Source organism: Variovorax sp. GW531-E2 (genome assembly GCF_059423125.1).
In genome coordinates, this window is record NZ_JBWKXQ010000029.1 from 35,803 (window position 1) to 60,339 (window position 24,537).

The window sequence follows — 24,537 nt, forward strand, 5'->3', positions numbered from 1 at the left end:
GCCATGGCCACGCAACGCCTCACGCTGCTCGGTGCCACCGGGTCGATCGGCGACAGCACGCTCGACCTCGTGGCGCGCCACCCCGACCGCTTCACGGTGCATGCGCTGACGGCGCACCGCAACCTCGACAAGCTCTTCACGCACTGCGTCGCCTTCCGCCCCGAGGTCGCGGTGGTCGGTGATGCGCCAGGCGCCATGCAGTTGCAGGCCCGGCTGCGCGCGGCCGGCCTGCGCGCCGAGGTCATGTATGGCCCGCAGGCACTGTGCGAAGTGGCGCAGTCGGCGGGCTGCGACACGGTGGTCGCGGCCATCGTCGGCGCGGCGGGGTTGCTGTCGTCGCTGGCGGCGGCGCGCGCGGGCAAGAAGATCCTGCTGGCGAACAAGGAGGCGCTCGTGATGTCCGGCGCGCTGTTCATGCGCGCGGTGGCTGCGCACGGCGCCACGCTGCTGCCGCTGGACAGCGAGCACAACGCGATCTTCCAGTGCCTGGCGGGCGCGCCGCCCGGCGGCGCGGGCGTGCAGCGGCTGGTGCTCACCGCGTCGGGCGGGCCGTTCCTGCACCGCCCGCTGGAGGCGCTGGACCGGGTGACGCCCGACGAAGCCTGCGCGCATCCCACCTGGCGCATGGGCCGCAAGATCTCGGTCGACTCCGCGACGATGATGAACAAGGGCCTCGAGACCATCGAGGCCCGCTGGCTGTTCGCGATGCCGCCCGAGCGCATCGAGGTGGTGATCCATCCGCAGAGCGTGATCCATTCGATGGTGGCCTATGCCGACCAGTCGGTGCTGGCGCAGCTGGGCCGCCCCGACATGCGCACGCCGATCGCGCACGCGCTGGCCTGGCCCGAGCGCATCGACTCGGGCGTGGCGCCGCTGGACTTCCTGCAGCTCGCCCACCTGAGCTTCGCCGCGCCCGAGCTGAAACGCTTTCCCTGCCTGCGCCTGGCGCTGAAAGTGCTGCGCGAGGGGTGCGCGGCCAGCGTCACGCTCAATGCGGCGAACGAAGTGGCGGTCGATGCGTTCCTGAACGGGCGCCTGCGCTACACCGACATTGCGCACGTGGTGGAAGACTGCCTGCAACACGCGCCCGCATCTGCGCACGAGAACCTCGACGACATCCTCGCGGCCGATGCGCATGCGCGCGTGCTGGCGGGTCAGGCGATCCAGCGTGCGGCGTTGCGGTCCCCATCGCCGGCGGTCCCGCTTTCCGAGTCGGTCACCTTGGACGAAGGCATGGGCGCGCGGCTGTAGCGCGACAGCCATTTGGCCGCGACGGCCAACGCCATCGGCGGCGGGGTCTCACGCACGGCGCGCGACGCGCCATGCGCCTCGTGCGCCGCGCCGCTCACCATGGCAGCGAATAGGTCTTGGTGTTGGTGAAGCTCTTCATGGCCTCGAGCACGCCTTCCTTGTAGCCCAGGCCCGAGTCCTTGATGCCGCCGAAGGGCGTGAGCTCCAGGCGGTAGCCCGGCACTTCGCGCACATTCACGCTGCCCACGTTCAGCTCGCGGATGAAGCGCGTGATGTAGTCCAGCCGGTTGGTGCAGATCGAGGACGACAGGCCGTAGGCCGTGCCGTTGGAGATGCGGATCGCCTCGTCGATGTTCCTGAAGCGGATTACCGGCGACACGGGGCCGAAGGTCTCGTGCTTGGCGACGGTCATCTCGGGGTCGACGTGGTCGAGCACGGTGGGCGAGTACAGCGCGCCGCGGCGTTCGTTGCCGTACAGAAGCTTGGCACCGGCTGCGATGGCTTCGTTGACGACGGCTTCGAACTGCTTGGCAGCCGCTTCGTCGATCACGGTGCCCATGTCGGTGTCCGGGTCCATCGGGTCGCCGTACTTCAGCGCGCGGGTCTTTTCCACCAGCAGCTCGACGAAGCGATCTGCGACCGACTCGTGCACCAGCATGCGCTTCACCGCCGTGCACCGCTGCCCCGAGTTCTTGTACGACCCGTTGGCAGCCAGCGTGGCCGCTTCTTCGATGTCCGCGTCTTCCATCACGATGATCGGGTCATTGCCGCCCAGCTCCAGGATCTGGCGCTTGTAGGTGGCCTTGCCCGCGATGTACTTGCCGATGGGCACGCCGCCGGTGAAGGTGACGAGGTCGACGTCGGCGTTGGTCAGCAGTTCGTCGGCGATCTCCTTCGGATCGCCCGTGAGCACCGACAGCATCTGCGGCGGCAGGCCCGCTTCGTACAGGATGTCGGCCAGCAGGAAGGCCGTGAGCGGCGTCTTCTCGCTGGGCTTCAGGACGATGCGGTTGTTGGTCGCAATGGCCGGCGCCACCTTGTGGATCACCTGGTTCAGCGGGTGGTTGAACGGCGTGATGGCGGTGATGGCGCCCAACAGCGGCTCGCGCATCGTGTAGACCTTGCGGCTCTTGCCGTGGTGCGTGAGGTCGCAGGAGAACACCTGGCCGTCGTCCACCAGCGCCTGGTTGGCGGCGAACAGCAGCACGTCGGAGGCACGGCCCACTTCGTACAGCGAGTCCTTGCGCGACAGGCCCGACTCGAGCGTGATGGTGCGCGACATTTCATCGAGGCGCGAGGCGATGATCTCGCCGGCGCGCATGAGGATCTTGTAGCGCTCGTAGCGCGTGAGCGTGGGCTTGTAGTCGCGGGCGATGCGCAGGGCATGGCGCACGTCGTCCAGCGTGGCCTTGGGCACGGTGGCGATCACCTCGCCGGTGTACGGGTAGGTGACCTCGATGGTGCGGTCGCGGTGGACTTTCTCGCCCGCGATGCGCAGCGCTTCGCGGTACACGGTGCCGGACTTCAGGGCGGCGTGGTCAGACTTACTCATGGAATGCTCCGTCAAATAGGTTCAGGCGGCGGCCACCAGTGGGCCTTGGGCGTGGTTCAGGGCGAGGTCGAGCGCGTCGAAGTTGCGCAGCCGGCGCGTGCTCGCCACGCCCGCGACGGGGCGGTTGCAGATCAGCGGCACCTTCTGCTCCGACACGCCGCCGTGCGAACGCAGCGGCACTTCGAGCGCCGTGAGGTCGTGGCGCGTGGCCGAGGTGCCGATGACGGTGCGCTGCTCGCTCACCACCACGATGTCGCCGATGCGGTCGGGCGGCAGCTCGAAGCGCTGCGCGGCCTCCTTGCGCGAGAGCACGAGCTGCATGCCGGGGATGCGCTGGATGCGGTCGATCCAGCCGGGCACCTCGTCCTCGCTGGGCACATACACGGTGGCGAACGAGCCGAGCGCGCCGTGGTGTACCACATACGGGTCGGTGATCGGCAGGATCACGCGCGCGCGGTCCGGGCCGTACCAGCCGTCGAGCACGTCCTGCAGGTAGATCACGTTCGGCGAGCCGTCGGCGCCGTGCTTGTCGTTCATGCCGTGGTCGGCCGTGAGCACGATGGTGGCGCCCAATGCATCGAGCTGCGCGAGGTAGCCGTCCATCATTTGATAGAAGGCGTTGGCGGCGGGGCTGCCCGGCGCGGCCTTGTGCTGCACGTAGTCGGTGGTCGACAGGTACATCAGGTCGGGGCGGCGCGACTCCATCAGCTTCACGCCGGCGGCGAACACGAACTCCGACAGCTCCGCGCTGTACACCGAAGGCACCGGCATGCCGACCATGTCGAGCACGTTGTCGATGCCGTTCTCTTCCATCGTCACCTGGTCCGACTTCTCGGACGAGAAGCAGATGCCCTTCATCTTGTGACCGAGCAGCTTGCGCAGCTTGTCCTTGGCCGTGACCACGGCGAGCTTGGCGCCCGCGTCGGCGAAGGCGGCGAGCACGGTGCCGGCGCGCAGGTACTTGGGGTCGTTCATCATCACTTCCTGGCCCAGTTCGCGGTCGAAGAAGTAGTTGCCGCAGATGCCGTGCACGGCCGGCGGCGCGCCGGTCACGATCGACAGGTTGTTGGGGTTGGTGAACGAGGGCACGACGCAATCGGCCAGCAGGTCGGCGCCGCCTTTGCGCATGGCCTCGAGGTACGGTGCCACGCCGGCGGCAATGGCCGCGTCGAGGTACGCGGGCTCGCAGCCGTCGACGCAGACGACGACCACCGGGCGGACCATCCAGCGGTAGCTGCGGCCGTTGACTTCGAGTGAGTCGGATTTCATGAAGAGGTGCTCCTTGGCAAGTTGGGTGTGTCGGTGCGGCGGCTTCAGCGGCGGATGAACAGCGCGATGAAGGCACTGATGAGGCAGCTGGCCGCGACGATGGGGAACACCACCGAGGTGCTGCCCGAGTGATCCAGCATCCGGCCGATCAGCGGTTCGCCCAGGCCGGCCAGCAGGTACGAGAAGAAGTTCATGACACCGGTGGCGGTGCCGGCGCGCTTGGCGCCCACGAGGTCGGGGCACAGGGCCCAGAACGACGAGGCCGGGCCGTAGACGAAGAAGCCCGCCAGGAACAGCAGCCCCAGGCCGAGGATGCTGGTGGGCAGCAGGTACATGCCCATCGAGGCGATGGCGCCCAGCAGCATGTACAGCACGATGGCCTTGTAGCGCTTGGAGCCGAACACCTTGTCGGAGATCCAGCCGTTGGTGAGCGCGCCGAAGGCCATGCCCACGGGCAGCGCCACCGAGATCCAGGCCGGGTCGATCATGCCGTCGGCGGCCTTGGCCCAGTCCTTGCCCAGGAAGTGCACGGGCACCCAGACGATGAGGCCGTAGCGCGCCGCGTTCTGGAAGCCGATGGCCAGCGCGGCGATCATCAGCTTGGGGTTGCTGAGCACGGCCTTGTAGCGCGACCAGGAGCTTTCCTGCGGCTCGCCGTCGGCCACGCCGGCCTTGTCGGCTTCCTGCGGGTTGTTGTTGGCCACGCCGGTGTCGGGCGACTTGAAGCCCAGGTCTTCCGGCCGCTCGCGGGCGATCAGGTAGAAGGCGATGCCGCCCACCAGCATCAGCAGCACGGGGAGCCGGAAGATCCAGCGCCAGTCCAGGTGCAGCACGTTGACGACGATGATCGAGGTCACGAACGACAGCACCGAAGCGCAGCCGGCGGCGAACACGTAGAAGCCGTAGACCTTGCCGCGCTCGCCCGCGCCCCACCAGTTCGACAGCAGCCGGCTGCCCGGCGCCCAGCCCAGGGCCTGGAAGTAGCCGTTGATGCCCCAAGGAATCGCCAGGCTCTTGAAGCCGACCGCGAAGCTCACGACCCAGTTGGCGGCGCACGAGAGGATGGCGCCGGCGGTCATCACGCGGCGTCCGCCGAACTTGTCGCCCAGGTTGCCGTTGATGGCCTGCCCGACGGCATAGCACCACAGCAGCGAGGTCGAGGCCCAGCCCAGCATTTCCTTGGAAAGGCCGAACTCCTTCTGGATGCCGGGGATGGCGAAGCCGAAGGTCTGGCGCCCCGTGTAGAAGAAGAAGTAGCAGAACATGGCCGCCAGCAGCATCCGCCACTGCGCCTTGCGGAACGAGTTGTCGAGGGGGCGTGCGTAGGTGCCCGCCTGCAGGATGGGATTGGCCGCTTGCATGGTATGTCTCCTTGTCTTGACGGGCGTGGGGCCCGTGGGGCCGGCTCGATGGCCGGCATGCTGTCTGTCTTGTCTGGCTGACTCTGTCTTGTCTCGCTGCGCAGTCCCTGCCTGTCAGGCCAACGCCGCCGCGCCGATGAAGTTCTTGCCGCGCGCCCCGTCCATGGCGCGCGCGATCATGGCCGCCGCTTCGCTGTCCGCAACGCCATAGTCGGCAAACTCGGTCTTCACGCCAAGCCCCTGCAGGAAAGCCCGCAGTCGCTGCGTGGCGGTCGCCAGGTCGGTGCCGAACAGCAGCTGCAGCGTCCGGTCGCGGTCGGGCGAGCGGGCCCAGGCCTTCTCCAGCACCAGGGGCAGCGTGAAAGAGCAGGCGATGCCGTGGGCCAGGCCGTGGCGCAGCGTCATCTCGTAGGAAATGGAATGCGCCAGCGCCGTCTTGGTGTTGGAGAACGCCATGCCGGCCTTCAGTGCGGCCAGCGCCATGCGCTCGCGCAGGTCGAGGTTGCCCAGGTCCTTGAGCAGCGCCGGCAGGCAGTCGAAGATGTCGCGCACGGCCGAGACGGCGAAGGTGTCGGAGACCGGGTTGGCATTCACGTTCCAGATCGCTTCGAGCGCGTGCGACAGCGCATCGAGCCCCGTCGACACCGTGGTGCCCGCCGGCACCGAGAGCATGAGCTCGGGGTCGACGATGGCGGCCTCGGGCCAGGTGGCGTCCAGGTGCAGCGAGTATTTCTTCTGGTTGCCGGCGTCCCAGATGGTGGCCCACGGCGTCACCTCGCTGCCGGTGCCGGCGGTGGTCGGCACGGCGATCAGCGGCTTGACGCTGGCGGGCACGAAGGGCTTGCCCGTGGCCAGCAGCGCGACGAGTTCGTCGAACTGCCCGTTGGCCGTGCCCACCATCAGCGCCTTGGCCGTGTCGATGGCGCTGCCGCCGCCGACCGCCACGATGGCGTCGCAGGGTGCGTCCGATTGCCAGAAGGTGTTGTACAGCTCGCGCAGGTGGGCGACGTCGGGGTTGGGACGCACGTCGTCGATGACGGTGACGAGCGCGTCGCCCAGCAGCGCCTGCAGGCGATCGACCAGGCCGAGCCCGCGGGCCTCGGGGAAGGTGACGAGGGCGACGCGGCGCCCCGCCAGGAGCGCGGGCAGCCGTGCGAGGCTGCCTCGCCCGGAATGAATGGACACGGGATTGCGGTAGGCGTGGGGCATGTTTTTTGTCTCCGGTTTCTGTCTGGGCCGCAGTGTCGAAGCGGCGCACCGGGGCGTCCAATCGCATTTCGCGCGTGCAACCCGTCCAAAACCGATGGATGCCTTGGGGAAAGCCTGCATAGGCGCCAGCGCCGCATCTGAGGGAGGCTCGGCGCACGCCCCTCACGATCGCCCCATGTTTCACCAGTACTACAAGTGGATCCGCTGCTTCCACGCCGTCGCCAAGACCGGCGGCTTCACCACGGCCGCGCGCTACCTGCACATCGGCCAGCCCACCGTGACCGACCAGGTCAAGGCGCTGGAAGAGCGCTTCAACGTCGAGCTGTTCCTGCGCAGCGGGCGCGCCGTGCGGCTCACGGCCGCGGGCGAGCAGCTGTATGCGATCACGCAGGGCCTGTTCGGGCAGGAGGAAGAGGCGATGCAGTTCCTGCAACGCGCCCACAAGCTGCGCACGGGGCTGGTGCGCGTGGGCGCGGTGTCGCCGCCCATCGCGCTGGAGCTGGCGCGCAGCTTCAAGCGCAGCCACGCCGGGCTCGACCTGACGGTGTCGATCGGCTCCGAGGCCTCCACGCTCGGCGGGCTGCAGGACTTCGACATCGACGTGGGCATCCTGGTGGAGCCGCCCGAGATCGAAGGCCTGCACCAGGTGCCGTACCGCGTGGAGCGCATCGTGGCCGTGGTGCCCGCGAAGCACCCGTGGGCGAAGAAACGCACCATCGCCACGCGCGACATCGCGGGCGAGCCGGTGATCCTGCGCGAGCCCGGCTCCAAGACGCGCCACCGCGTCGAGCGTGCCTGCGCGCAGCAGGGCGTGCAGATGCACTGCGTGATGGAGATCAACAGCCGCGAGGCCATCCTGCACGCCGTGGCCAACGGCATGGGCGTGGGCTTCGTGACGCAGATCGAGTGCATTCCGCTGCCCGGCCTGAAGATGGTGGAGATCGACGACGACGAGCTGTCGATCAGCTACTCGCTGTGCTGCCTGGCGGTGCGCAAGGACCGGCCGCTGATCCGCGCGCTGTTCGAGGTGGCGCAGCAGGGCGACGACACGGCCGACTGAGCAGGGTTTCGTCGCGGGCGGCACACCCCGCGGCGGGCTTCTTCGCTATCCTGCCGTCTGGCCCCAGACGAAGGATCGACCTTGAACTTGCACCCCGCCCTCCAGGACGCCGCCGCGCGCGACTTCGGCACCCTTGCCGACCTGGTCCGCCTCCACGCCCAGCACACCCCCGAGCGCCCCGCGCTGGCCGACGCCCAGCAGACGCTGGACTACCGCGCGCTCGACGCGCTCATGGACCGCATCGCCGCCGCCCTGCAGCGCGACGGCCTGCGCGCCGGCGACGCCATCGCGGTCTGCGCCGCCTCGTCGGTGCCCTATGCCGCCGTGTTCCTGGGCGCGCTGCGCGCGGGCGTGGCGGTGGCCCCGCTGGCCCCCGGCTCGGCGCCCGCCAGCCTGGCGCGCATGATCACCGACGCCGACGCGCGCCTGCTGTTCACCGACGCCTCGGCCGCCGAGGTGGTGGGCGCCGCGCAGGCCACGGGCCTGCCGCACATCGCGCTCGACGGCTCCAACGTCGGCCGCGCGCTCGACGACTGGCTCGCGGCGCCCGGCGCAAAGCCGGAGCCCGTCGAGGTGCAGCCCGGCTGGGCCTTCAACATCATCTATTCGTCGGGCACCACCGGCGAGCCCAAGGGCATCGTGCAGGGCCACGGCATGCGCTGGTCGCACATCCAGCGCGGCGCCAAGTACGAGTACGGGCCCGAGACGGTCACGCTGCTGTCGACGCCGCTGTACTCCAACACCACGCTGGTGGTGTTCTTCCCCACCCTCGCCTTCGGCGGCTGCGTGGTGCTGATGCCCAAGTTCGACGCGCTGGGCTACCTGCAGCTGGCCGTGCAGCACCGCGTGACGCACACCATGCTCGTGCCGGTGCAGTACCAGCGCCTGATGGCGCACCCGCGCTTCGACGCGCACGACCTGTCGACCTTCCGCCACAAGTTCAGCACCAGCGCGCCCTTCAACGCGGCGCTCAAGGCCGACGTGCTCAAGCGCTGGCCGGGCGGGCTGGTCGAGTTCTACGGCATGACCGAAGGCGGCGGCACCTGCATCCTCGAGGCGCACCTGAACCCGACCAAGCTGCACACCGTGGGCCAGCCCGCGCCGGGCAGCGACATCCGCCTGATCGACGAGGAAGGCAACGAGCTGCCGCGCGGCGACACCGAGGTGGCCGGCGAGGTGGTGGGCCATTCGGCCGGCATGATGACCGGCTACCACCGCCAGCCCGCGAAGACGCGCGAGGCCGAGTGGTTCGACGCCACCGGCAAGCGCTTCATCCGCACCGGCGACGTGGGCCGCTTCGACGCCGACGGCTTCCTCACGCTGTTCGACCGCAAGAAGGACATGATCATCAGCGGCGGTTTCAACATCTACCCGAGCGACCTCGAAGGCGTGCTGCGCGGCCATGCGGCGGTGGCCGACGTGGCGGTGGTCGGCGTGCCGTCCGAGCAATGGGGCGAGACGCCCGTGGCCTTCGTGGTGCGCCGCGAGGGCGACGCCACCACCGAAGAGGCGCTGCTGCAGTGGGCCAACGCCCAGGTCGGCAAGACCCAGCGGCTGGCGCGCCTGCGCTTCATCGACGAGCTGCCGCGCAGCGCGATCGGCAAGGTGCTCAAGCGCGAGCTGCGCGACCTGAGCGCCTGATCGGGTGAGCGCCACAAGCACCAACAACACCGCCCCACCCGAACACGGCGGCGGCAACGGCCTGCTGTGGGTGCTCGTGGCCGTCGCGGTCGTGTTCGCCTTCGTGCGCCCGCGCGCGCCGATGGACTGGCTGCGGCTGGTCGACTGGCAGACCGTGGGCGCGCTGGCGGGCCTGCTCGCCATCACGCAGGGCGTGGAGAAGAGCGGCATGCTGCAGGCCGCCGCGCGGCGCCTGCTGGCCCACACGCACAGCCAGCGCGGCCTGGCGATGGCGCTCACGGCCACGGCCGCGCTGCTGTCGGCGCTGGTGACCAACGACGTGAGCCTGTTCCTGCTGGTGCCGCTCACGCGCGTGCTGGCCGTGCAGGCGCACCTGCCGCTGGCGCGGCTGGTGGTGCTGCAGGCGCTGGCCGTGAACGCGGGCTCGGCGCTCACACCCATCGGCAACCCGCAGAACCTGTACCTGTGGCACCGCTCGGGCGAGAGCTTCTTCGGCTTCATGGCCATGATGGGCCCGACCGTGGCGATCATGCTGTTCTGGCTCTTCGTGGCCGTGTGGTGGCTGGTGCCGCGCACGCCCATCGCGCTGCGCGAGGAGACCGAGGCCGCGCCCGTGCAGCCGCGCCTGCTGGCGCTGGCCGGCGTGCTGTTCGTCGGCTTCGTGGTCGCGCTCGACCGCCACTGGCTGCTGCCCGGCCTGGGCGCGGTGTTCGGCGTGCTGCTGCTCACCTACCCGCGCGTGCTGCGCGGCATCGACTGGGCCTTGCTGGCCATCATCGCCCTGATGTTCGTCGACCTGCGCCAGGCCGCCGAGCTGCCCGCCATCGCGGCGCTGCTGGGCCACTGGCCGATCGGTGAGGGCTGGCGCGCCTACCTCGCGGCCATTGCGGCCTCGCAGGTCATCAGCAACGTGCCGGCGGCGATCCTGCTCGACCGCTACGTGCACGACCTGCCCGCGCTGGCGGCCGGCGTGAGCGTGGGCGGCTTCGGCTGCGTGCTGGGCTCGCTGGCCAACCTGATCGCGCTGCGGCTGGCGAAGCTGCCGCACGGGCTGCGCGAGTTCCACCGCATCAGCATTCCGTTCCTGCTGGTGTGCGCGGCCTCGGCGCTGCTGCTGCGGCTGGGGTGATGACAGGCGGCGGGGCGGCGCGGACAATCGCTCCCGCCATGCACACGCCCGCCCCTGTCCTCTCACTGCGCGACTACACGCCATCGCGCGGCAGCCACGCGCACGACCACTTCCAGGTGCTGCTCGGGCTCGACGGCGTGCTCGAGATCGAAGTCGAAGGCCGCGGCTCGGGCATCGGCACGGGCCAGGCCCAGGTGGTCGCGCCCGGCGACCGGCACGACTTCGAGGCCCGGCGCGGCGGCAGCGTCTGCCTCGTGCTCGACACGCCGCATGCCCCGTGGGCACGCTGCGTCGAGCAGCCGCCGGCCGATGCACCCCGGCTGCATGCGCTGGCCCGCTACCTCGCGCACTGCCTGCAGCAGCCGCAGCACGCGGCGCTCGCCCTGCAGCATGGCCCCGCGCTGCTGCTCGAGGCCTGGGGCGCCGCCCCTTCGGTCGCCGACACGCGCCGCCGCCGCATCGACTGGCCGGCCCTCGCGGCCTGGGCGCAGGCGAACTGGCACCGGCCGCTGGGCGTGGCCGACCTGGCCGAGGTCGCCTGCCTGAGCCCCAGCCAGTTCGCACAGCGCTGCCGCGAGGAACAGGGCCAGAGCGCCATGCTCTGGCTGCGCACGCTGCGGCTGGCCCATGCGCGCGCACTGCGGCTCGAAGGCCTGAGCGTGGCCGAGACGGCGCGCCGCACGGGCTACCGGTCGCCGTCGGCGCTCACGGCCGCGCTGCGCCGCTGACACCGTCGTTGCGCGACGACGCACCGTCGGGCCGCGACGAACGCGGCGCGTAGCCTCGGCGTCCATGCCCGCCACCTTCTACGCCCTGCTCGCCATCGCGCTGTGGGCCACGCTCGCCACCTTCGGCACCGCGCTGTCGCACCTGCCGCCCTTCCTGCTGACCGGGCTGGCGCTGATCGTCGGCAGCGTGCCGAGCTGGCCGCTGGTGCTGCGCGACCGCCGCGCCTGGCGCGTGCCGCCGCGCACGCTGGCGCTCGGGGTGTACGGCCTCTTCGGCTTTCACTTTTTTCTGTTCATCGCGCTGCGGCATGCGCCGCCGGTGGAGGCCAACCTCGTGAACTACCTCTGGCCGCTGCTGATGGTGGTGCTGGCGCCGGTGCTGCTGCCGGGCGTGTCGCTGCGCCCGCTGCACGTGGTGGCGGCGCTGCTGGGCTTCGCGGGCGCGGCCATCGCGATCCTCGGCGCGCGCGGCGGCAGTGCGGCGCTTCCCGGCGCGCCCGCCACGTACTGGGGCTTCCTGCCGGCGGCCGGCTCGGCCTTCATCTGGGCCAGCTACTCGCTGTGGACGCAGCGCGTCACGCCCTTCCCGACCTCGGCCATCGGCCTGTTCGGGCTGGTGTCGGGCGCGCTCTCGCTGGCCTGCCATGCGCTGCTGGAACCGGCGGTGGCGCTGTCGACCAAAGACGGGCTGCTGGTCGCGCTGTGCGGCCTGGGCCCGCTGGGCGCGGCCTTTTTCGTGTGGGACATGGCGCTCAAGCGCGGCGACGCGCGGCAGATCGGCATCCTGAGCTACCTCACGCCGCTGGCCTCCACCGCGCTGCTGCTGGCCGTGACCGGCCGGGCGCTCACGGCCAGCATCGCGCTGGCGGCGGCGCTGATCATCTCGGCCGCCGTGATGGGCACGCGTGCGAAATGAGACAAATCAGGGCGATGCCCGACAGAGCTTGTCGTTTTTTGTGGCTAGAGTGGAGGCTCAGGAAAAAGGAGTCACCCCCATGGATCAGAAGAACAACAAGACCGAGGATTTCGAGATCACGCCCAAGCTGGTGTTCGACATGAACCTGGCGCTGTACCTCGACCTGGTGGCCGCGCTGGAGGGCGCGGGCGCCGTCACCTACCGGCAGATGGCGGCGCGGGTCCTGAACATCAGCATGGACGCCCGCACCGACGGCGACACCAACCTGTCGACCGTGCTCGAAGGCATCGCCCAGGGCTTCGCAGGCCACGGCGACGGCCTCTCGATCGAACTGCTGAAGGCCGCGCGCGGCCTGCGCGAGGACGATGCGATGGGCGACATTCCGATGCGGCCCACCGACGATTGAGGTTCGGGGCGCCGCGGCGCCCCTTTGGTTATTCCTCGGCGACCTGCAGCACCAGCTTGCCGAAGTTCTCCCCCGCGAACAGCTTGTTCAGCGACTCGGGGAAGGTGTCGAGGCCCTTCACGACGTCTTCCTTGCTCTTCATGCGGCCGTCCTTCAGGTAGCCGGCCATCTCGGCGATGGCGATCGGGTAACGGTCGGCGTAGTCGAACACCACGATGCCTTCCATGCGCGCGCGGTTCACGAGCAGGCTCAGGTAGTTCTTCGGGCCGGCGGCCGGCATGCTGTTGGCGTTGTTGTACTGGCTGATGGCGCCGCAGATGATCACGCGGGCCTTGCGTGCCAGGCGTGCCAGCACCGCGTCCAGGATGTCGCCGCCGACGTTGTCGAAGTAGATGTCCACGCCCTTGGGGCAGTGGGTCTTGAGGCCTTCGCGCACGGCGCCCGCGCCGGCCTTGTAGTCGATGCAGGCGTCGAAGCCCAGCTCTTTCACCACCCAGTCGCACTTGGCGGCGCCGCCGGCGATGCCGACCACGCGGCAGCCCTTGATCTTGGCCAGCTGGCCCACGGTCTGGCCCACAGCGCCGGCTGCGCCCGAGACGACCACCGTTTCGCCTGCCTGGGGCATGCCCACGTCCATCAGGCCGAAGTAGCCGGTCATGCCGGGCATGCCCAGCACGTTGAGCCACTGGGTGATGGTGCCCACGCGCAGGTCGACCTTCACGAGGCCGTTGCGCTTGATCTGGTCCTGCGGGATCAGCATGTATTCCTGCACGCCGAGCGTGCCGTACACGGTGTCGCCCACGGCGAACTGCGGGTTCTTCGAGGCCACCACGCGGCCGATGCCGCCGGCGCGCATCACCTCGTCGATGGCCACGGGCGGGATGTAGCTCTTGGCGTCGTTGAGCCAGCCGCGCATGGCGGGGTCGAGCGACAGCGACAGCGTCTTGACCAGCACGCCGCCCTCGTCGGGCTGGGCCACGGGCTCGGTGCTGAAGCGCCAGTGCTCGCGCGTGGCCGTGCCCTCGGGGCGCTTGGCAAGACGGACCTGGTGGTTGGTGAGGGCGCTGCTCATGGTGTCTCCTTGATGGGTGAATGTGCCGGGCATCGGCGACGCAGCCGCATCGTAGTCGCGGGCCAAGACCCCGCGCGTAGCGCAGGCGACAGCCCGCGCGCACCCTTCGGGCGCCCTGCTATGGAAGCAGGAGCAACCCGTACGCCGCCGCCGTGGCGACGCCCAGCACCGAGGCCACGGCGCCGACGCGCCGCGCCCAGCCGGGCCGGTAGCTCACGAGGCCGACCACCACGAGCGCAGCGGCCGTGAGCGCGCCCAGCCACAGCACCCAGCCCATGGCCGGCCCGCGCAGCCGGAGTGCCGCGACCAGCGACAGCCCCAGCAGCGCCGCGCCGCCCAGCTGCTGCCAGGGCCGCGACGGCCCCGGCGTGCGGCCGCGCCCGTGGGCGTCTTCGTAATGCCGGTCCATCGCCAGGCTCAGCGTGACGAAGCCGCCGAGCGCCGACGCGAACAGGGCGCACACCAGCGCGAAGGTGCTCATCAAAAGCACCCCCGCGCCGGAAGCCCCGCCCTCACCGGACGACGAAGCTCAGCGTGGCGACGTGGCGCGTCTGCGTGTAGGGCTTGCCGTCCCAGGTGCCCTTGCCGTCCTTGTCGGTGTGGTTCACCTCGACCACGTACTGGCCGGGCCAGGGCGTCTGCAGCGTGACCTTGCCGGCGTCGTCGGTGGTGAACTTCTTCTCCCACTTGGGCGGGCCGAACACGACCACCTCGGCCTTGGGCAGCGGCTTGCCCGCCAGCAGCAGCGTGAAGCTGTTGCTGTTGGCGGCCTGCGGCACGAGCTCGAGCGTGTGGCGCGCGACGGTTTCGGTGCGGCCGGTGCGTGCCTGGTAGAGGCTTGCCACGCCCTTGTCGCTGACGTAGGCGCCCACGAGGCGCGCGTCGCCGCTGGCGTCGGCCTTGACCACGAAGTGGTCGGCATGGCGCGTGGCCGGCGTCTGCTTGCCGTCGGCGGCGATGCCGCGCGGGGCGCTGATCAGCTTCAGGTGGCCGGACTCGGTCTCGCGCAGGTCGTCGGCCCATTCGCCGAAGTAGGCCTTGGCCTCGCCGCCCGCGGCGGGTTCGAGCCAGACGAAGTGGGCGTGCGCGGCGCCCGAGAAAACGAACGCGGCCGCCGCGAGGGTGGCAAGGGAGAACAGGGGTTTCTTCATGGTCGATGCTCCAGGTTGATTGATGGTTGAGACGGAATGGAAGGCTGCTTGTTCAGAACTTGGCGCGCAGGGTCAGGCTCACATTGCGCGGCTCGCCCCAGAACACGCTGTCGTAGAAGCCCACGTTGCGGTAGTACTTCTTGTCGAAGACGTTGCGGATGTTCAGTTGCGCCGTGACGTTCTTGTTGATCTCGTAGCTGGCCATGAGGCTGAAGACCGCGTACGACTTCTGCGAGATGCGCGGCAGCGGGTCCTTCATGCTGAACAGCGGCGGCTTGCCATACCACGACTCGCCGTAGATGCCGCTTTGCGCCGTCATGTCGCCGCCGACCTTCAGGCCGCGCCAGGCGCCGCCGAAGCGGTAGGCGGTCGACAGACGCAGCAGGTGCTTGGGCTGGTTGGGCACGGCACGCGCGCCCTTGGCGGTCTTGGCATCGAGGTACGTATAGCCGGCGGCCACGTTCCAATCGGGCGTGATCTGGCCCGACACGTCGAACTCGAGGCCGCGCGCCGTCACGCCGTCGCCGCTGGCCACGTAGGCCTGGCCGCCGTCGGGCAGGCGAAAGCCTGCGGGCACGCTGCGATCCAGCTCGGCCAGGTTCTTCTTCTTGACCTGGAACACGGCGGCCGACGCATTGAGCGCGCCGCCGAAGTACTCGCCCTTCAGGCCCAGCTCGGCGCTGGTGCCGGTCTCGGGCGTGAGGTACTGGTCGTTGCGGTCCTTCGAGGTCTGCGGACGGAACAGCGTGGTGTAGCTGGCATACAGCGAGTGGCGCTTGTCCAGGTCGTAGACCACACCGACGTACGGCGTGACCTCGTCCTTCGACTCCGACTTGCCCGTGGTGCGCGTGTACTGCAGCGCCGTGTTGTAGGCGTGGGTGTAGCTGCGGTAGTTGCTCACGCGCGCGCCGACGATCACGCTCAGCGGGTCGGTGAGGCTGAAGCGGCCCGCCACGTAGCCGCCGTTGAGCTGCGTGAAGCCCACGGTCTTGGAGCCGTCGGCCAGGAAGATCGGGCGCGGGATGTTGCCGGTCCACGTGCGGTAGTCGGGAATGGCCTCGGCGTACGGGATCACCGGCGTGCCGCCCTGCGAGGTGTAGGTCTGGTTGCCGCCGTTCCATCCGGCGATGAAGGTGTGGCGCCGCCCGAACAGGCTGAAGGGGCCGGTGGCGTACAGGTCGAAGTTGTCGTTGACGTACTCGCCCTCGCCCCACACGCCGCTCCACAGCTTCATGCCCTGGCCGGTGAAGCGGTTGGGGTAGCCCGCGCCGCCGTTGGCCACGGTGGTGTTGTTGGTGCTGGTGGTGCGCGCATAGCCCAGGTGCACCTTCCAGTCGTTGTCGAAGCGGTGCTGCAGCGAGACGAAGGCCGTGTGCTGCTTGTTGGCCCAGGTGCTCCACGGCGCGCTCAGGCTGGTGTTGCGCGGCAGGTTGGCCAGCGAGCCGTCGTGGTTCCAGTACGGAATGGCGCCCCAGGTCGCGCCCGTGGGCTTGTTGTCCTGGAAGTCGATGCCGGCGGTGAGCAAGGTGGAGCGCGTGAGGTCGGCCTCGACGATCACCATGCCCACGGTCTTGCGCTCGTGGTACAGGTCCATGTACGAGTCGCGGTCCTGCCAGGCCAGCGCGGTGCGCGCGCGGACGCGGCCGTCGGCGGTGAGCGGCACCGACAGGTCGACCTCGGCGCGCTTGTGGTTCCAGCGCCCGTAGCTGAGCGAGGCGCTGCCCTGGAACTCGCGCGTGGGGCGCTTGCGCACCGAGTTGATGGTGGCCGACGGGTCGCCCGTGCCGCCCATGAGGCCCGTGGCGCCGCGGATGACCTCGATGCGGTCGTACAGCACGGTGTCGGACAGCGGCGAATTCGGGCCGCGCGGCATGCCGTCGATCTGGAAGTTGTTGATCGAGAAGCCGCGCGCCGAGTAGTTCACGCGCTCGCTGTCGGCCTGCCCGACCATGATGCCGGTGGTCTGGCCCAGCACGTCGTCGATGCGGGCGCTGCCCAGGTCGTCCATGCGCTCGCGCGTGATCACGGTCACCGACTGCGGCGTCTCACGGATCGACAGGTCCATGCGGGTCGCGGTGGAGGCCTGCTCGGCGGTGTAGGAGCGGCTGCCCTCGGTGCGGCCGCTGCGGTCGCCCGAGACGGTGACCTCGGACAGCGCCGCGCCGCTGGCGGCGGGCTGTTGTTGCGCGCCGGCTGCGCCGCACAGGAGCAGGGCGACGAGGGCCACGGGAGACCGCCGGAAGCGGGCGCGTGAAAACGAATGCTGGTTCATGGCATGAAGAAAGGGGGCGACCCGACCCGGGAGGTCGGCAACGCCCGTTGGCAAGAGATGGCTAGCGACGCACCCGGTCGCGAAGGGACCGGCAGCGACCTGGCTGCGGAGAAAAAACGCGGTGCGTCAGTAGGTGCCGCGCAAGGTCACGAGCAGGTGGCGCGGGGCGCCGTAGAAGCTGCTGCTGGTGCTGGTGCGGTAGCGCGTGTCGAAGACGTTGTTCAGCGCCACCGACACGGCGAGGTGCTTGTTGATCGGGTAGCGCGCCATGAGGTCGAGCGTGGTGTAGGCCTGCTGCGTGAAGCGCGCATGGCCCGAGGGACCCAGGCCGGTGCTGTAGGTGTCGCTCTGCCAGTTCAGGCCGCCGCCCACCGTGAGGCCGTTGCCGATGCCGGCGATGCGGTAGCTGGTGAAGAGCTTCAGCAGGTTCTTCGGCACCTGCGTGTTCAGGCGCTGGCCGGCCGCGCCGCGGGCCACGCTGTGCGCAAAGCCGCCGCCAACCTGCCAGCCGGGCAGCAGCTCGCCGGCAATTTCAAATTCGTAGCCGCGCGTGGTCGTGCCCTTGGCGGCGCGGTAGGCGGCCGAGCCGTCGGGCGCAAACTCGTTGTCCAGGCGCACGGCGAGGTTGTCCTGCTTCACCTGGAACACGGCGGCGCTGAGGTTGAGCCGGTCGTTGTGGAAGGCGCCCTTCACGCCCGCCTCGTAGGCGTGCCCTTCGAGCGGGTCGAGGTAGGTGCCGCTGCGGTCCTTGCTGGCCTGCGGCTTGAAGATGCTGGTGTAGCTGGCGTAGGCCGACCAGTGCTTGTCGAGATCGACCACCACGCCCGCGTACGGCGTGACGACGCCCTTCTCGCTGCGCGTGGTGAGGGTGGCGGCGCGCTGCAGGGGGACGGTGCGCGTCACGTCCTTCCAGTCGCTCGCGCGTGCGCCGACGATCACCGAGAGCGCGTCGGTCGGCCGCAGCCGCACCGTGGCATAGGCGCCCGACTGGCGCGTGGCCGTTTCCTGGCGGCCGGTCACGGGCTGGTGCGGCTGGGCCGGCAGGTCGCCGGTCCAGCTGTTGAAGTTCGCGATCCACGGATCGAAGCCCGCCACGTTCCAGCCCGCGTACAGCGGCGCGTCGCTGTGCGTGCGCGAGGCGTTGTAGCCCAGCACCAGCTCATGGCGCCGGCCGAAGAGTTCAAAGGGGCCGCTGGCGTACAGGTCGAATGCGTTCTGCACCGGCACCGCGTTCCAGCGGTTCGTCCACAGGCCGAGCCCCGCACCGGTCGCGCGGTCCATGTAGCCGCGCAGCGCGTAGCCGATGACGTCGTCGTAGGCGCGGCGCGAGCGGTTGAAGGCGGCGTGCACGGCCCAGCCGTTGTCGAAGCGGTGGTCGAGCGCGGCGAAATACTGGCGCTGGTCCTGGTACGAGTGGGCCCAGCGCGCGGCGGCGCTGCGCGAGCGGCCGTAGCTGGCCTCGCTCCCGTCGCTGAAATGCAGCGGCAGGCCGGCACGCGCCACGCCGTCGTTGTCGTGCCGCTGCAGCTCGAAGCCGGCGCTCAGGCGTGTGCTGCGCGCGAGGTCGGCTTCGACGATGCCGTAGAACAGGCGCTTCTTTTCATGGTGGCGCTCGATCCATGAATCGCCGTCCTGCACGGCCGCGACCACGCGCGCGCGCACGCGGCCGTCGGCGGTGACGGGCCCGCCGATGTCGAGCTCGGCGCGCTGCCGATTCCAGGTGCCCGCGCTGAACGAGGCGCTGGCCTGCAGCGCGTTGCCGGGGCGCTTGCGCACGAGGTTGACGGTGGCCGCCGGCGTGCCCACACCGTTGAGCAGACCGGTGGCGCCGCGCACCACCTCGACGCGGTCGTAGAAGGCCAGGTCACCGGTCTGCAGCAGCCAGGTGCCGGCCTGCGGGATGCCGTCGACCTGGTAGTTCTCGACCTCGAAGCCGCGCGAATAGACGGCGTTGGCGTCGGTGCCGGCGTTGCCGCTTTGCACGAAGCTCAGGCCGGGCGCCTGGCGCAGCACGTCGCTGATCTGGCCCAGGCCCTGGTCGTCGAGGCGGTCGCGCGTGAGCACGCTGACCGACTGCGGCGTCTCGCGCAAGCTGAGTTCGAGCCGCGTCGCGGTGCCGATCGCGCCGTCGGTGGTGTAGGAGCCGGTGCCTTCGGTGACGGTGCCGGTGTCGCGCCCGCCGGTGACCGTGACTTCGCTGAGCGCACCGCCTGCTGCGGGCGCTTCGGCCTGCGGCTTCGGGCCCGGTGTGCGCTGCGCCGCGACGCGCAGCGCGTAGCCGCCCGAAGCGCCACGCACCGCTTCGAGGCCGCTGCCTTCGAGCAGCTGCAGCAGCGCCTCGCGCGCCGTGTAGCGGCCCTGCAGCGCGGGCGCGCGCTTGCCGCGCACCACCTCGGCATCGACGCCGAGCAGCAGCCCCGTGCGCACGGCGAGCGCGGTCAGTGCGCTGCTCAGCGGCTGCGCGGGCTGGTGCCACTCGAAGGCCGCATCGGCAGCGGGCGTTTGCGCGGCGGCCGGCACGGCAAGCAGCACCAGGCTCGCCAGCGCGAAGGCACGGCGCAGGCGATGCCAGCGCTGCGCGGTCTCGGTCGGGTCTGCGGGTCCTGTCATGGTGTGGTGAATCTCTTTTCACCACCTATGACAAGCGGGCACGGGAAACGGGTAGCGGCGCGCGCGGAAAAAGTTCGCCCGCCCGGTCACGGCGACGCCGTGGTGGTCACCCGCACCAGCCACGGCGACAGCGTCGACACGCGCAAGCTCGGCAGCGCGCTGGCGAGCAGCGCGAGCGCGGCGTCGCTTTGCTGGATCGGCAGCACGCCGGTGAAGCGCAGCGCGCCCAGGGCCTCGTCGTCGGCCAGCAGCAGCCCGGGCCGGTGCCGGCCGAGCTGGCGCAGCACCTCGGCCACCGGTGCGTCGTCGAACACCAGCCGGCCCTGCGGCCAGGCCAGGCCGCCGGGCGCGGCGGGCACGGTGTCGGTGGTGACGCCGCGGCGATCGAAGCGCACCTGCTGCCCCGCCTGCACGTCGACCCAGCGGTCGTCGCCGCCGTCCAGCGGCTGCACGCGCACGCGCGATTCGGTGACGGTGACGAGCGTGTCGCTCGCCTCGCGCCGCACGGCGTAGCGCGTGCCCAGCGCCTGCGCGCTGCCGTCGCGGTCGACCACGGCAAAAGGCTTGTCGCCGTGCGCGACCTCGACGAAGACCTCGCCGCGCAGCAGCTGCACCCGGCGCACGCTGCCGGAGAAATCGATGTCGATGGCCGAGTCGCTGTTCAGCGCGACGCGGCTGCCGTCCTCGAGCGTGAGGTGGCGGATCTCGCCGGCGCCGGTGCGTTCATCCGCCAGCCAGGCCTGCCACGGCATCGCGGCGCCCGCCACGAGCAGGCAGGGCAGCAGCACGAGCGCGCCCAGCGCCTGGCGCGAGAGGCCACGGCGCGCAGGTTGCGGCGCGGGGGTGTCGGGCGTGACCGACTCCCACATGCGGCGCATCTCGGCCAGCAGCCGCGCATGGCGTTCGTCGAGCGCGCACCACGCCGCGCAGGCGGCGCGCGTGGCGTCGTCCACGCTGTCGTCGGCGAGGGTCACGGCCCACAGCGCCGCCTCCTCGCGCAGGCGCTCGGCGGCCGCGTCAGGCATGGGCCGGGGCGTCGGCGCTTTCCGCTTCGGGCACGGCCGCGGCCATGCGGCCGTGGCAATGCGCCAGCACCTTCGCGAGGTACTGCTTCACGCGCGTCTCGGACACGCCCAGTTCGGCCGCGATCTCGCGGTACGAGCGGCCTTCGACGCGCGCCATCAGGAAGGCGGTGCGGCTCTTCACGTCGAGCTCGGTCGCCAGCAATGCGAGCACCTGGCCCAGCAGTTCGCGCGCGCAGGCCTTGTCCTCGGCGCTGGGCGCGCAGGCGTCCTCGGCCATCAGCGCCACGGTGCGCAGCACCTCGGCCTCGACCTGCATGCGGCGAAAGCGGTTGATCATCAACCGGCTGGCCACCACCTGCAGGAAGGCGCGCGGCTGGCGCAGCACCGGCTGTTGCGGCAGCTCGATGAGGTTGAGAAAGGTGTCGTGCGTGAGATCGGCCGCGGTGAAGCCGCAGCGCAGGCGGCCCAGCAACCAGCTGCGCAGCCAGCCCTGGTGGTCGACGTACAGCTGCCGGACTTCCGGATGGGACATGGTGTGAAGGGGCATCGCGGGCAGCGACGCAATTGAGAGTTATTCTCATTATAGATTTGTAAAGTTTGTCCTGTCCCCCGAAACGTCTCATTCCGCATGAGGCACCGCGCGGGCTACCCGTTTCCGCGCCTCGCACGTCTTAGCAGCATGACCCTCGCTTTCTTCTGCAGGGACGCCCGGTGACGGCGCCCGCTTCCCGTTCGCGCGCCGGCACACGCCTGCGCATCGCCGCCTTCGCGGCGCTGGCCTTGGCCGCCGTCGCGGTGGCCTACGTTTGGGCGAGTCCGCGCGACCCCGGCTGGGACACCGCCGTGCTGCGCCGCGGCGACATCGAAAGCAGCGTGACCGCCATCGGCACGCTGCAGCCGCGCCGTTATGTGGACGTGGGCGCGCAGGTGTCGGGCCAGATCCTGCGGCTGCACGTGCAGCCCGGCGACGCGGTGAAGAAGGGCCAGCTGATGGTGGAGATCGACCCCAGCGTGCAGCAAGCCACGGTGGACGCCGGCCGCGCCTCGCTCGCGGGCCTGCGCGCGCAGCTGGCCGACCAGCACGCGCAGCACCGCCTGGCGCGCCAGCAGTTCACACGCCAGCAGCAGATGGCCGCCGAAGGCGCCACGCGCGCCGAAGACGTGCAGACCGCCGAAGCCACGCTGGCCTCGGCCGCCGCGAAGATCGCGCACCTCGAAGCCCAGATCGCCCAGACCCAGGCCACGCTGAAGGCCGACGAGGCCCGCCTGGGCTACACGCGCATCTACGCGCCGATGGCCGGCAGCGTGGTCTCGGTGCAGGCGCGCGAGGGCCAGACGCTCAACGCCACCTACCAGACGCCCGACATCCTGCGCGTGGCCGACCTGTCGAGCATGACCGTGTGGACCGAGGTCTCGGAAGCCGACGTGCGCCGTGTGAAGCGCGACATGGCCGTGTACTTCACCACGCTCGGCGCCGACCGCCGCCGCTGGGAAGGCACGGTGCGCCAGGTGCTGCCCTCGCCGCCCGTGCCCGCGGGCAAGAGCGGCGGCGACGCGCCGCAGGCGCCCGCCGCCAGCAAGGTCGTGCTCTACACGGTGCTGTTCGACGTCGACAACGCCGACGGCGAGCTCATGCCGCAGATGACCGCGCAGGTGAGCTTCGTCGCCGCCTCGGCGCGCAACGTGGTGGTGGCGCCGCTGCCCGCGCTCACGGCCGTGAAGGGCCAGAGCGGGCGCTTCACCGCGCGCGTGCTCGGCCCCGACGGCCAACCCGCGCCGCGCGAGGTGCGCATCGGCGTGCGCGACCGGCTCTCGGGCGAGGTGCTCGAAGGCTTGGCGGAAGGCGAGCGCCTCATCACCGGCGAGCGCGCGGCCGGTGGCGGCACGCGGAAGTTCCAGCTGTGAGTGCGGCCGAGACGAAGACGCCCCCGCTGATCGCGCTGCACGACCTGCGCAAGTCCTACGGCGGCCACGACGGCGCGCCGGCCGTCGAGGTGCTGCGCGGCATCACGCTCGAGCTGCATGCGGGCGAGTTCGTCGCCATCGTCGGCAGCTCGGGCTCGGGCAAGTCGACGCTGATGAACCTGCTGGGCTGCCTCGACCGGCCGACCGGCGGGCGCTACCTGTTCGCCGGCCAGGACGTGGCCGGCATGGACGCCGACGCGCTCGCGCGATTGCGGCGCGAGGCCTTCGGCTTCGTGTTCCAGGGCTACCACCTGATCTCGACCGAGTCGGCGCAGGAGAACGTCGAGATGCCCGCCATCTACGCCGGCGCGGCGCCCGCCGAGCGCGCCTCGCGCGCACGCGGGCTGCTCACGCGCCTGGGCCTGGGCGAGCGGCTGGGCCACCGGCCGCACCAGCTCTCGGGCGGCCAGCAGCAGCGCGTGTCGATCGCGCGCGCGCTCATGAACGGCGGGCGCATCGTGCTGGCCGACGAGCCCACCGGCGCGCTCGACTCGCGCAGCGGCGAAGAGGTGATGGCACTGCTCGACGAGATGGCCGCCGCCGGCCACACCGTGATCCTCATCACGCACGACCGCGAGGTGGCGCAGCGCGCGCGCCGCGTGATCGAGATCCGCGACGGCTGCATCGTGTCGGACAGCGGGCGCGCGCCCGTCGAAGCGCCACCAGAGCCACTTCCGCTGCCCTCGCCCACGCACACAGCCGACGCCGCCGACACCCCGCGCGCCCTGCTCTCCGAGCTGCACGAGGCGCTGCGCGCAGCGTGGCGCGTGATGTGGATCCACCGCTTTCGCACCGGCCTCACGCTGCTGGGCATCGTGATCGGCGTGGCCTCGGTCATCGTGATGCTCGCGGTCGGCACCGGCTCGCAGGAGGCGGTGATGAAGCAGATCTCGCTGTTCGGCGCCGACAAGATGTACGTGGCCGCCATTCCCGACAGCGCGCGCGGGCGCGGCGGCAAGCTCACGCTGGCCGACGTCGACACCATTCGCCGCCTGCCCAACGTGCGCGTGGCCATGCCCTACATCGAGGGCTTCGTGGTGGCGCGGCGCGGCAACGTGGACCACCGCACCGAGGGCGGCGGCGCCACCACCGACTTCGAGCAGGCGCTGAAGTGGCCGACCGCGCGCGGCATCTTCTTCGACGAGAGCGACGAGCAGAGCCTGGCCAAGGTCGCGGTGATCGGCGAGCGCGTGCAGGCCGCGCTGTTCGCCGACGGCACCGACCCCGTGGGCCAACGCATCCTGCTGGACAACGTGCCCTTCGACGTGCTGGGCGTGCTCGCCGCCAAGGGCGCGGGCGGCGGCCAGGCCAGCGAGGACGAGCGCGTGATCGTGCCCTTCTCCACCGCCGCCGCGCGGCTGTACGGCAGCAACCACCCGACCTGGGTGGCGGTGGCCGTGCACGACGTCGACAAGGCCTCGGAGACGGCGGCCGAGATCGTCGAGGTGCTGGCCGCGCAGCGCCACGTGCGCGACGTGCAGGTGTTCAACCAGACCGAGTCGATCAAGGCGCGCGCGCAGACCCAGCGCACCATGACCGTGATGCTCGGGCTGATCGCGGCGGTGTCGCTCGTGGTCGGCGGCATCGGCGTGATGAACGTGATGCTCATGACCGTGCGCGAGCGCACGCGCGAGATCGGCATCCGCATGGCCACCGGCGCACGCCAGCGCGACATCCTGCGGCAGTTCCTCGTCGAGGCGGTGCTGGTCACGGTGACCGGCGGCGTCGCGGGCGTGGTGGGCGGGCTGCTCGTGGGCGCCGCGCTCATCGTGTGGAGCGTGCCGGTGATCTTTTCCCTCACGGCCATCGCGGGCGCCTTCGGCTGCGCCGTGCTCACCGGCCTGGTGTTCGGCTTCATGCCGGCCCGCAAGGCCGCCGCGCTCGACCCGGTCGCGGCCCTGTCTTCCGAATGACGACTGC

The 24,537-nt window shown here is 70.6% G+C and carries 20 protein-coding genes; 9 read left to right on the forward strand and 11 right to left on the reverse strand.

Annotation, left to right across the window (positions count from 1 at the left end; translation table 11 throughout):
* The first annotated feature begins 3 nt into the window (after positions 1-3).
* Positions 4-1,251 (forward strand): 1-deoxy-D-xylulose-5-phosphate reductoisomerase, encoded by a 1,248-nt coding sequence (gene ispC, locus AC07XP_RS17745; protein WP_495265410.1) that lies wholly within the window; start codon positions 4-6, stop codon positions 1,249-1,251.
* Positions 1,252-1,345: 94 nt separating this feature from the next.
* Here the strand turns inward: ispC and phnY are convergent, their stop codons facing one another.
* The 4 genes from phnY to psrA form a co-directional block, all read right to left on the reverse strand.
* Positions 1,346-2,803, reverse strand: a complete 1,458-nt coding sequence (gene phnY, locus AC07XP_RS17750) for a phosphonoacetaldehyde dehydrogenase (protein WP_495265411.1) — start codon at positions 2,801-2,803, stop codon at positions 1,346-1,348.
* 21 nt (positions 2,804-2,824) lie between these two features.
* Positions 2,825-4,072, reverse strand: a complete 1,248-nt coding sequence (gene phnA / locus AC07XP_RS17755; RefSeq protein WP_495265412.1) for a phosphonoacetate hydrolase — start codon at positions 4,070-4,072, stop codon at positions 2,825-2,827.
* A gap of 44 nt (positions 4,073-4,116) precedes the next feature.
* Positions 4,117-5,433, reverse strand: a complete 1,317-nt coding sequence (locus AC07XP_RS17760) for an MFS transporter (RefSeq protein WP_062480079.1) — start codon at positions 5,431-5,433, stop codon at positions 4,117-4,119.
* A gap of 114 nt (positions 5,434-5,547) precedes the next feature.
* Positions 5,548-6,642 carry an iron-containing alcohol dehydrogenase PsrA gene (psrA, locus tag AC07XP_RS17765; protein WP_495265413.1) on the reverse strand — a complete coding sequence of 365 codons (1,095 nt, stop codon included), beginning with the start codon at positions 6,640-6,642 and terminating at the stop codon, positions 5,548-5,550.
* 175 nt (positions 6,643-6,817) lie between these two features.
* Between psrA and AC07XP_RS17770 the strand changes: the two genes are divergently transcribed.
* From AC07XP_RS17770 to AC07XP_RS17795, 6 genes are all read left to right on the forward strand, one after another.
* A complete protein-coding gene (locus AC07XP_RS17770) occupies positions 6,818-7,702 on the forward strand; it encodes a LysR substrate-binding domain-containing protein (RefSeq protein WP_070061914.1) in 885 nt (294 codons plus the stop codon).
* A gap of 87 nt (positions 7,703-7,789) precedes the next feature.
* Positions 7,790-9,343 carry a class I adenylate-forming enzyme family protein gene (locus AC07XP_RS17775; RefSeq protein ID WP_495265434.1) on the forward strand — a complete coding sequence of 518 codons (1,554 nt, stop codon included), beginning with the start codon at positions 7,790-7,792 and terminating at the stop codon, positions 9,341-9,343.
* Between the two features lie 4 nt (positions 9,344-9,347).
* Positions 9,348-10,472 (forward strand): SLC13 family permease, encoded by a 1,125-nt coding sequence (locus tag AC07XP_RS17780; protein ID WP_495265414.1) that lies wholly within the window; start codon positions 9,348-9,350, stop codon positions 10,470-10,472.
* A 38-nt stretch (positions 10,473-10,510) separates the two neighbouring features.
* The gene (locus AC07XP_RS17785) at positions 10,511-11,200 is read left to right on the forward strand and encodes an AraC family transcriptional regulator (protein WP_495265415.1); all 690 of its coding nucleotides are present in this window, start codon (positions 10,511-10,513) and stop codon (positions 11,198-11,200) included.
* Positions 11,201-11,264: 64 nt separating this feature from the next.
* Positions 11,265-12,116: a DMT family transporter gene (locus tag AC07XP_RS17790; RefSeq protein WP_495265416.1), complete on the forward strand. Its 852-nt coding sequence runs from the start codon at positions 11,265-11,267 to the stop codon at positions 12,114-12,116.
* Between the two features lie 79 nt (positions 12,117-12,195).
* The gene (locus tag AC07XP_RS17795; protein ID WP_062482731.1) at positions 12,196-12,522 is read left to right on the forward strand and encodes a hypothetical protein; all 327 of its coding nucleotides are present in this window, start codon (positions 12,196-12,198) and stop codon (positions 12,520-12,522) included.
* Positions 12,523-12,550: 28 nt separating this feature from the next.
* Here AC07XP_RS17795 and AC07XP_RS17800 read toward each other — a convergent pair whose 3' ends face one another.
* From AC07XP_RS17800 to AC07XP_RS17830, 7 genes are all read right to left on the reverse strand, one after another.
* Complete coding sequence (locus tag AC07XP_RS17800) at positions 12,551-13,594, reverse strand: NADP-dependent oxidoreductase (protein WP_062482728.1); 1,044 nt, start codon at positions 13,592-13,594, stop codon at positions 12,551-12,553.
* 118 nt (positions 13,595-13,712) lie between these two features.
* Positions 13,713-14,075, reverse strand: a complete 363-nt coding sequence (locus AC07XP_RS17805; RefSeq protein ID WP_447747628.1) for a DUF3325 domain-containing protein — start codon at positions 14,073-14,075, stop codon at positions 13,713-13,715.
* Positions 14,076-14,106: 31 nt separating this feature from the next.
* A complete protein-coding gene (locus tag AC07XP_RS17810) occupies positions 14,107-14,745 on the reverse strand; it encodes a DUF4198 domain-containing protein (RefSeq protein WP_495265417.1) in 639 nt (212 codons plus the stop codon).
* A gap of 52 nt (positions 14,746-14,797) precedes the next feature.
* Positions 14,798-16,972 (reverse strand): TonB-dependent siderophore receptor, encoded by a 2,175-nt coding sequence (locus AC07XP_RS17815; RefSeq protein WP_495265418.1) that lies wholly within the window; start codon positions 16,970-16,972, stop codon positions 14,798-14,800.
* 171 nt (positions 16,973-17,143) lie between these two features.
* Positions 17,144-19,627, reverse strand: a complete 2,484-nt coding sequence (locus AC07XP_RS17820) for a TonB-dependent siderophore receptor (protein ID WP_495265419.1) — start codon at positions 19,625-19,627, stop codon at positions 17,144-17,146.
* An 86-nt stretch (positions 19,628-19,713) separates the two neighbouring features.
* Entirely contained in the window at positions 19,714-20,652 is a 939-nt protein-coding gene (locus tag AC07XP_RS17825; protein WP_492743976.1) for a FecR family protein, read from the reverse strand.
* Positions 20,645-21,184 carry a sigma-70 family RNA polymerase sigma factor gene (locus AC07XP_RS17830; RefSeq protein ID WP_174250314.1) on the reverse strand — a complete coding sequence of 180 codons (540 nt, stop codon included), beginning with the start codon at positions 21,182-21,184 and terminating at the stop codon, positions 20,645-20,647. Before AC07XP_RS17830 ends, AC07XP_RS17825 begins: the two co-directional genes overlap by 8 nt.
* 179 nt (positions 21,185-21,363) lie before the next feature.
* Between AC07XP_RS17830 and AC07XP_RS17835 the strand changes: the two genes are divergently transcribed.
* Both AC07XP_RS17835 and AC07XP_RS17840 read left to right on the forward strand, forming a co-directional pair.
* Positions 21,364-22,557, forward strand: coding sequence for an efflux RND transporter periplasmic adaptor subunit (locus AC07XP_RS17835; RefSeq protein WP_495265420.1), 1,194 nt, complete (start codon positions 21,364-21,366; stop codon positions 22,555-22,557).
* Entirely contained in the window at positions 22,554-24,530 is a 1,977-nt protein-coding gene (locus AC07XP_RS17840) for a MacB family efflux pump subunit (RefSeq protein ID WP_495265421.1), read from the forward strand. Before AC07XP_RS17835 ends, AC07XP_RS17840 begins: the two co-directional genes overlap by 4 nt.
* Positions 24,531-24,537 lie beyond the last annotated feature (7 nt).

Coding starts and splice junctions, on each gene's coding strand:
- AC07XP_RS17805 (WP_447747628.1), bottom strand. CDS start 14,075: ATGAGCACCTTCGCGCTGGTGTGCGCCCTGTTCGCGTCGGCGCTCGGC.
- AC07XP_RS17770 (WP_070061914.1), top strand. CDS start 6,818: ATGTTTCACCAGTACTACAAGTGGATCCGCTGCTTCCACGCCGTCGCC.
- phnY (WP_495265411.1), bottom strand. CDS start 2,803: ATGAGTAAGTCTGACCACGCCGCCCTGAAGTCCGGCACCGTGTACCGC.
- AC07XP_RS17830 (WP_174250314.1), bottom strand. CDS start 21,184: ATGTCCCATCCGGAAGTCCGGCAGCTGTACGTCGACCACCAGGGCTGG.
- AC07XP_RS17825 (WP_492743976.1), bottom strand. CDS start 20,652: ATGCCTGACGCGGCCGCCGAGCGCCTGCGCGAGGAGGCGGCGCTGTGG.
- AC07XP_RS17790 (WP_495265416.1), top strand. CDS start 11,265: ATGCCCGCCACCTTCTACGCCCTGCTCGCCATCGCGCTGTGGGCCACG.
- AC07XP_RS17760 (WP_062480079.1), bottom strand. CDS start 5,433: ATGCAAGCGGCCAATCCCATCCTGCAGGCGGGCACCTACGCACGCCCC.
- AC07XP_RS17795 (WP_062482731.1), top strand. CDS start 12,196: ATGGATCAGAAGAACAACAAGACCGAGGATTTCGAGATCACGCCCAAG.
- phnA (WP_495265412.1), bottom strand. CDS start 4,072: ATGAAATCCGACTCACTCGAAGTCAACGGCCGCAGCTACCGCTGGATG.
- AC07XP_RS17785 (WP_495265415.1), top strand. CDS start 10,511: ATGCACACGCCCGCCCCTGTCCTCTCACTGCGCGACTACACGCCATCG.
- AC07XP_RS17810 (WP_495265417.1), bottom strand. CDS start 14,745: ATGAAGAAACCCCTGTTCTCCCTTGCCACCCTCGCGGCGGCCGCGTTC.
- psrA (WP_495265413.1), bottom strand. CDS start 6,642: ATGCCCCACGCCTACCGCAATCCCGTGTCCATTCATTCCGGGCGAGGC.
- AC07XP_RS17800 (WP_062482728.1), bottom strand. CDS start 13,594: ATGAGCAGCGCCCTCACCAACCACCAGGTCCGTCTTGCCAAGCGCCCC.
- ispC (WP_495265410.1), top strand. CDS start 4: ATGGCCACGCAACGCCTCACGCTGCTCGGTGCCACCGGGTCGATCGGC.
- AC07XP_RS17820 (WP_495265419.1), bottom strand. CDS start 19,627: ATGACAGGACCCGCAGACCCGACCGAGACCGCGCAGCGCTGGCATCGC.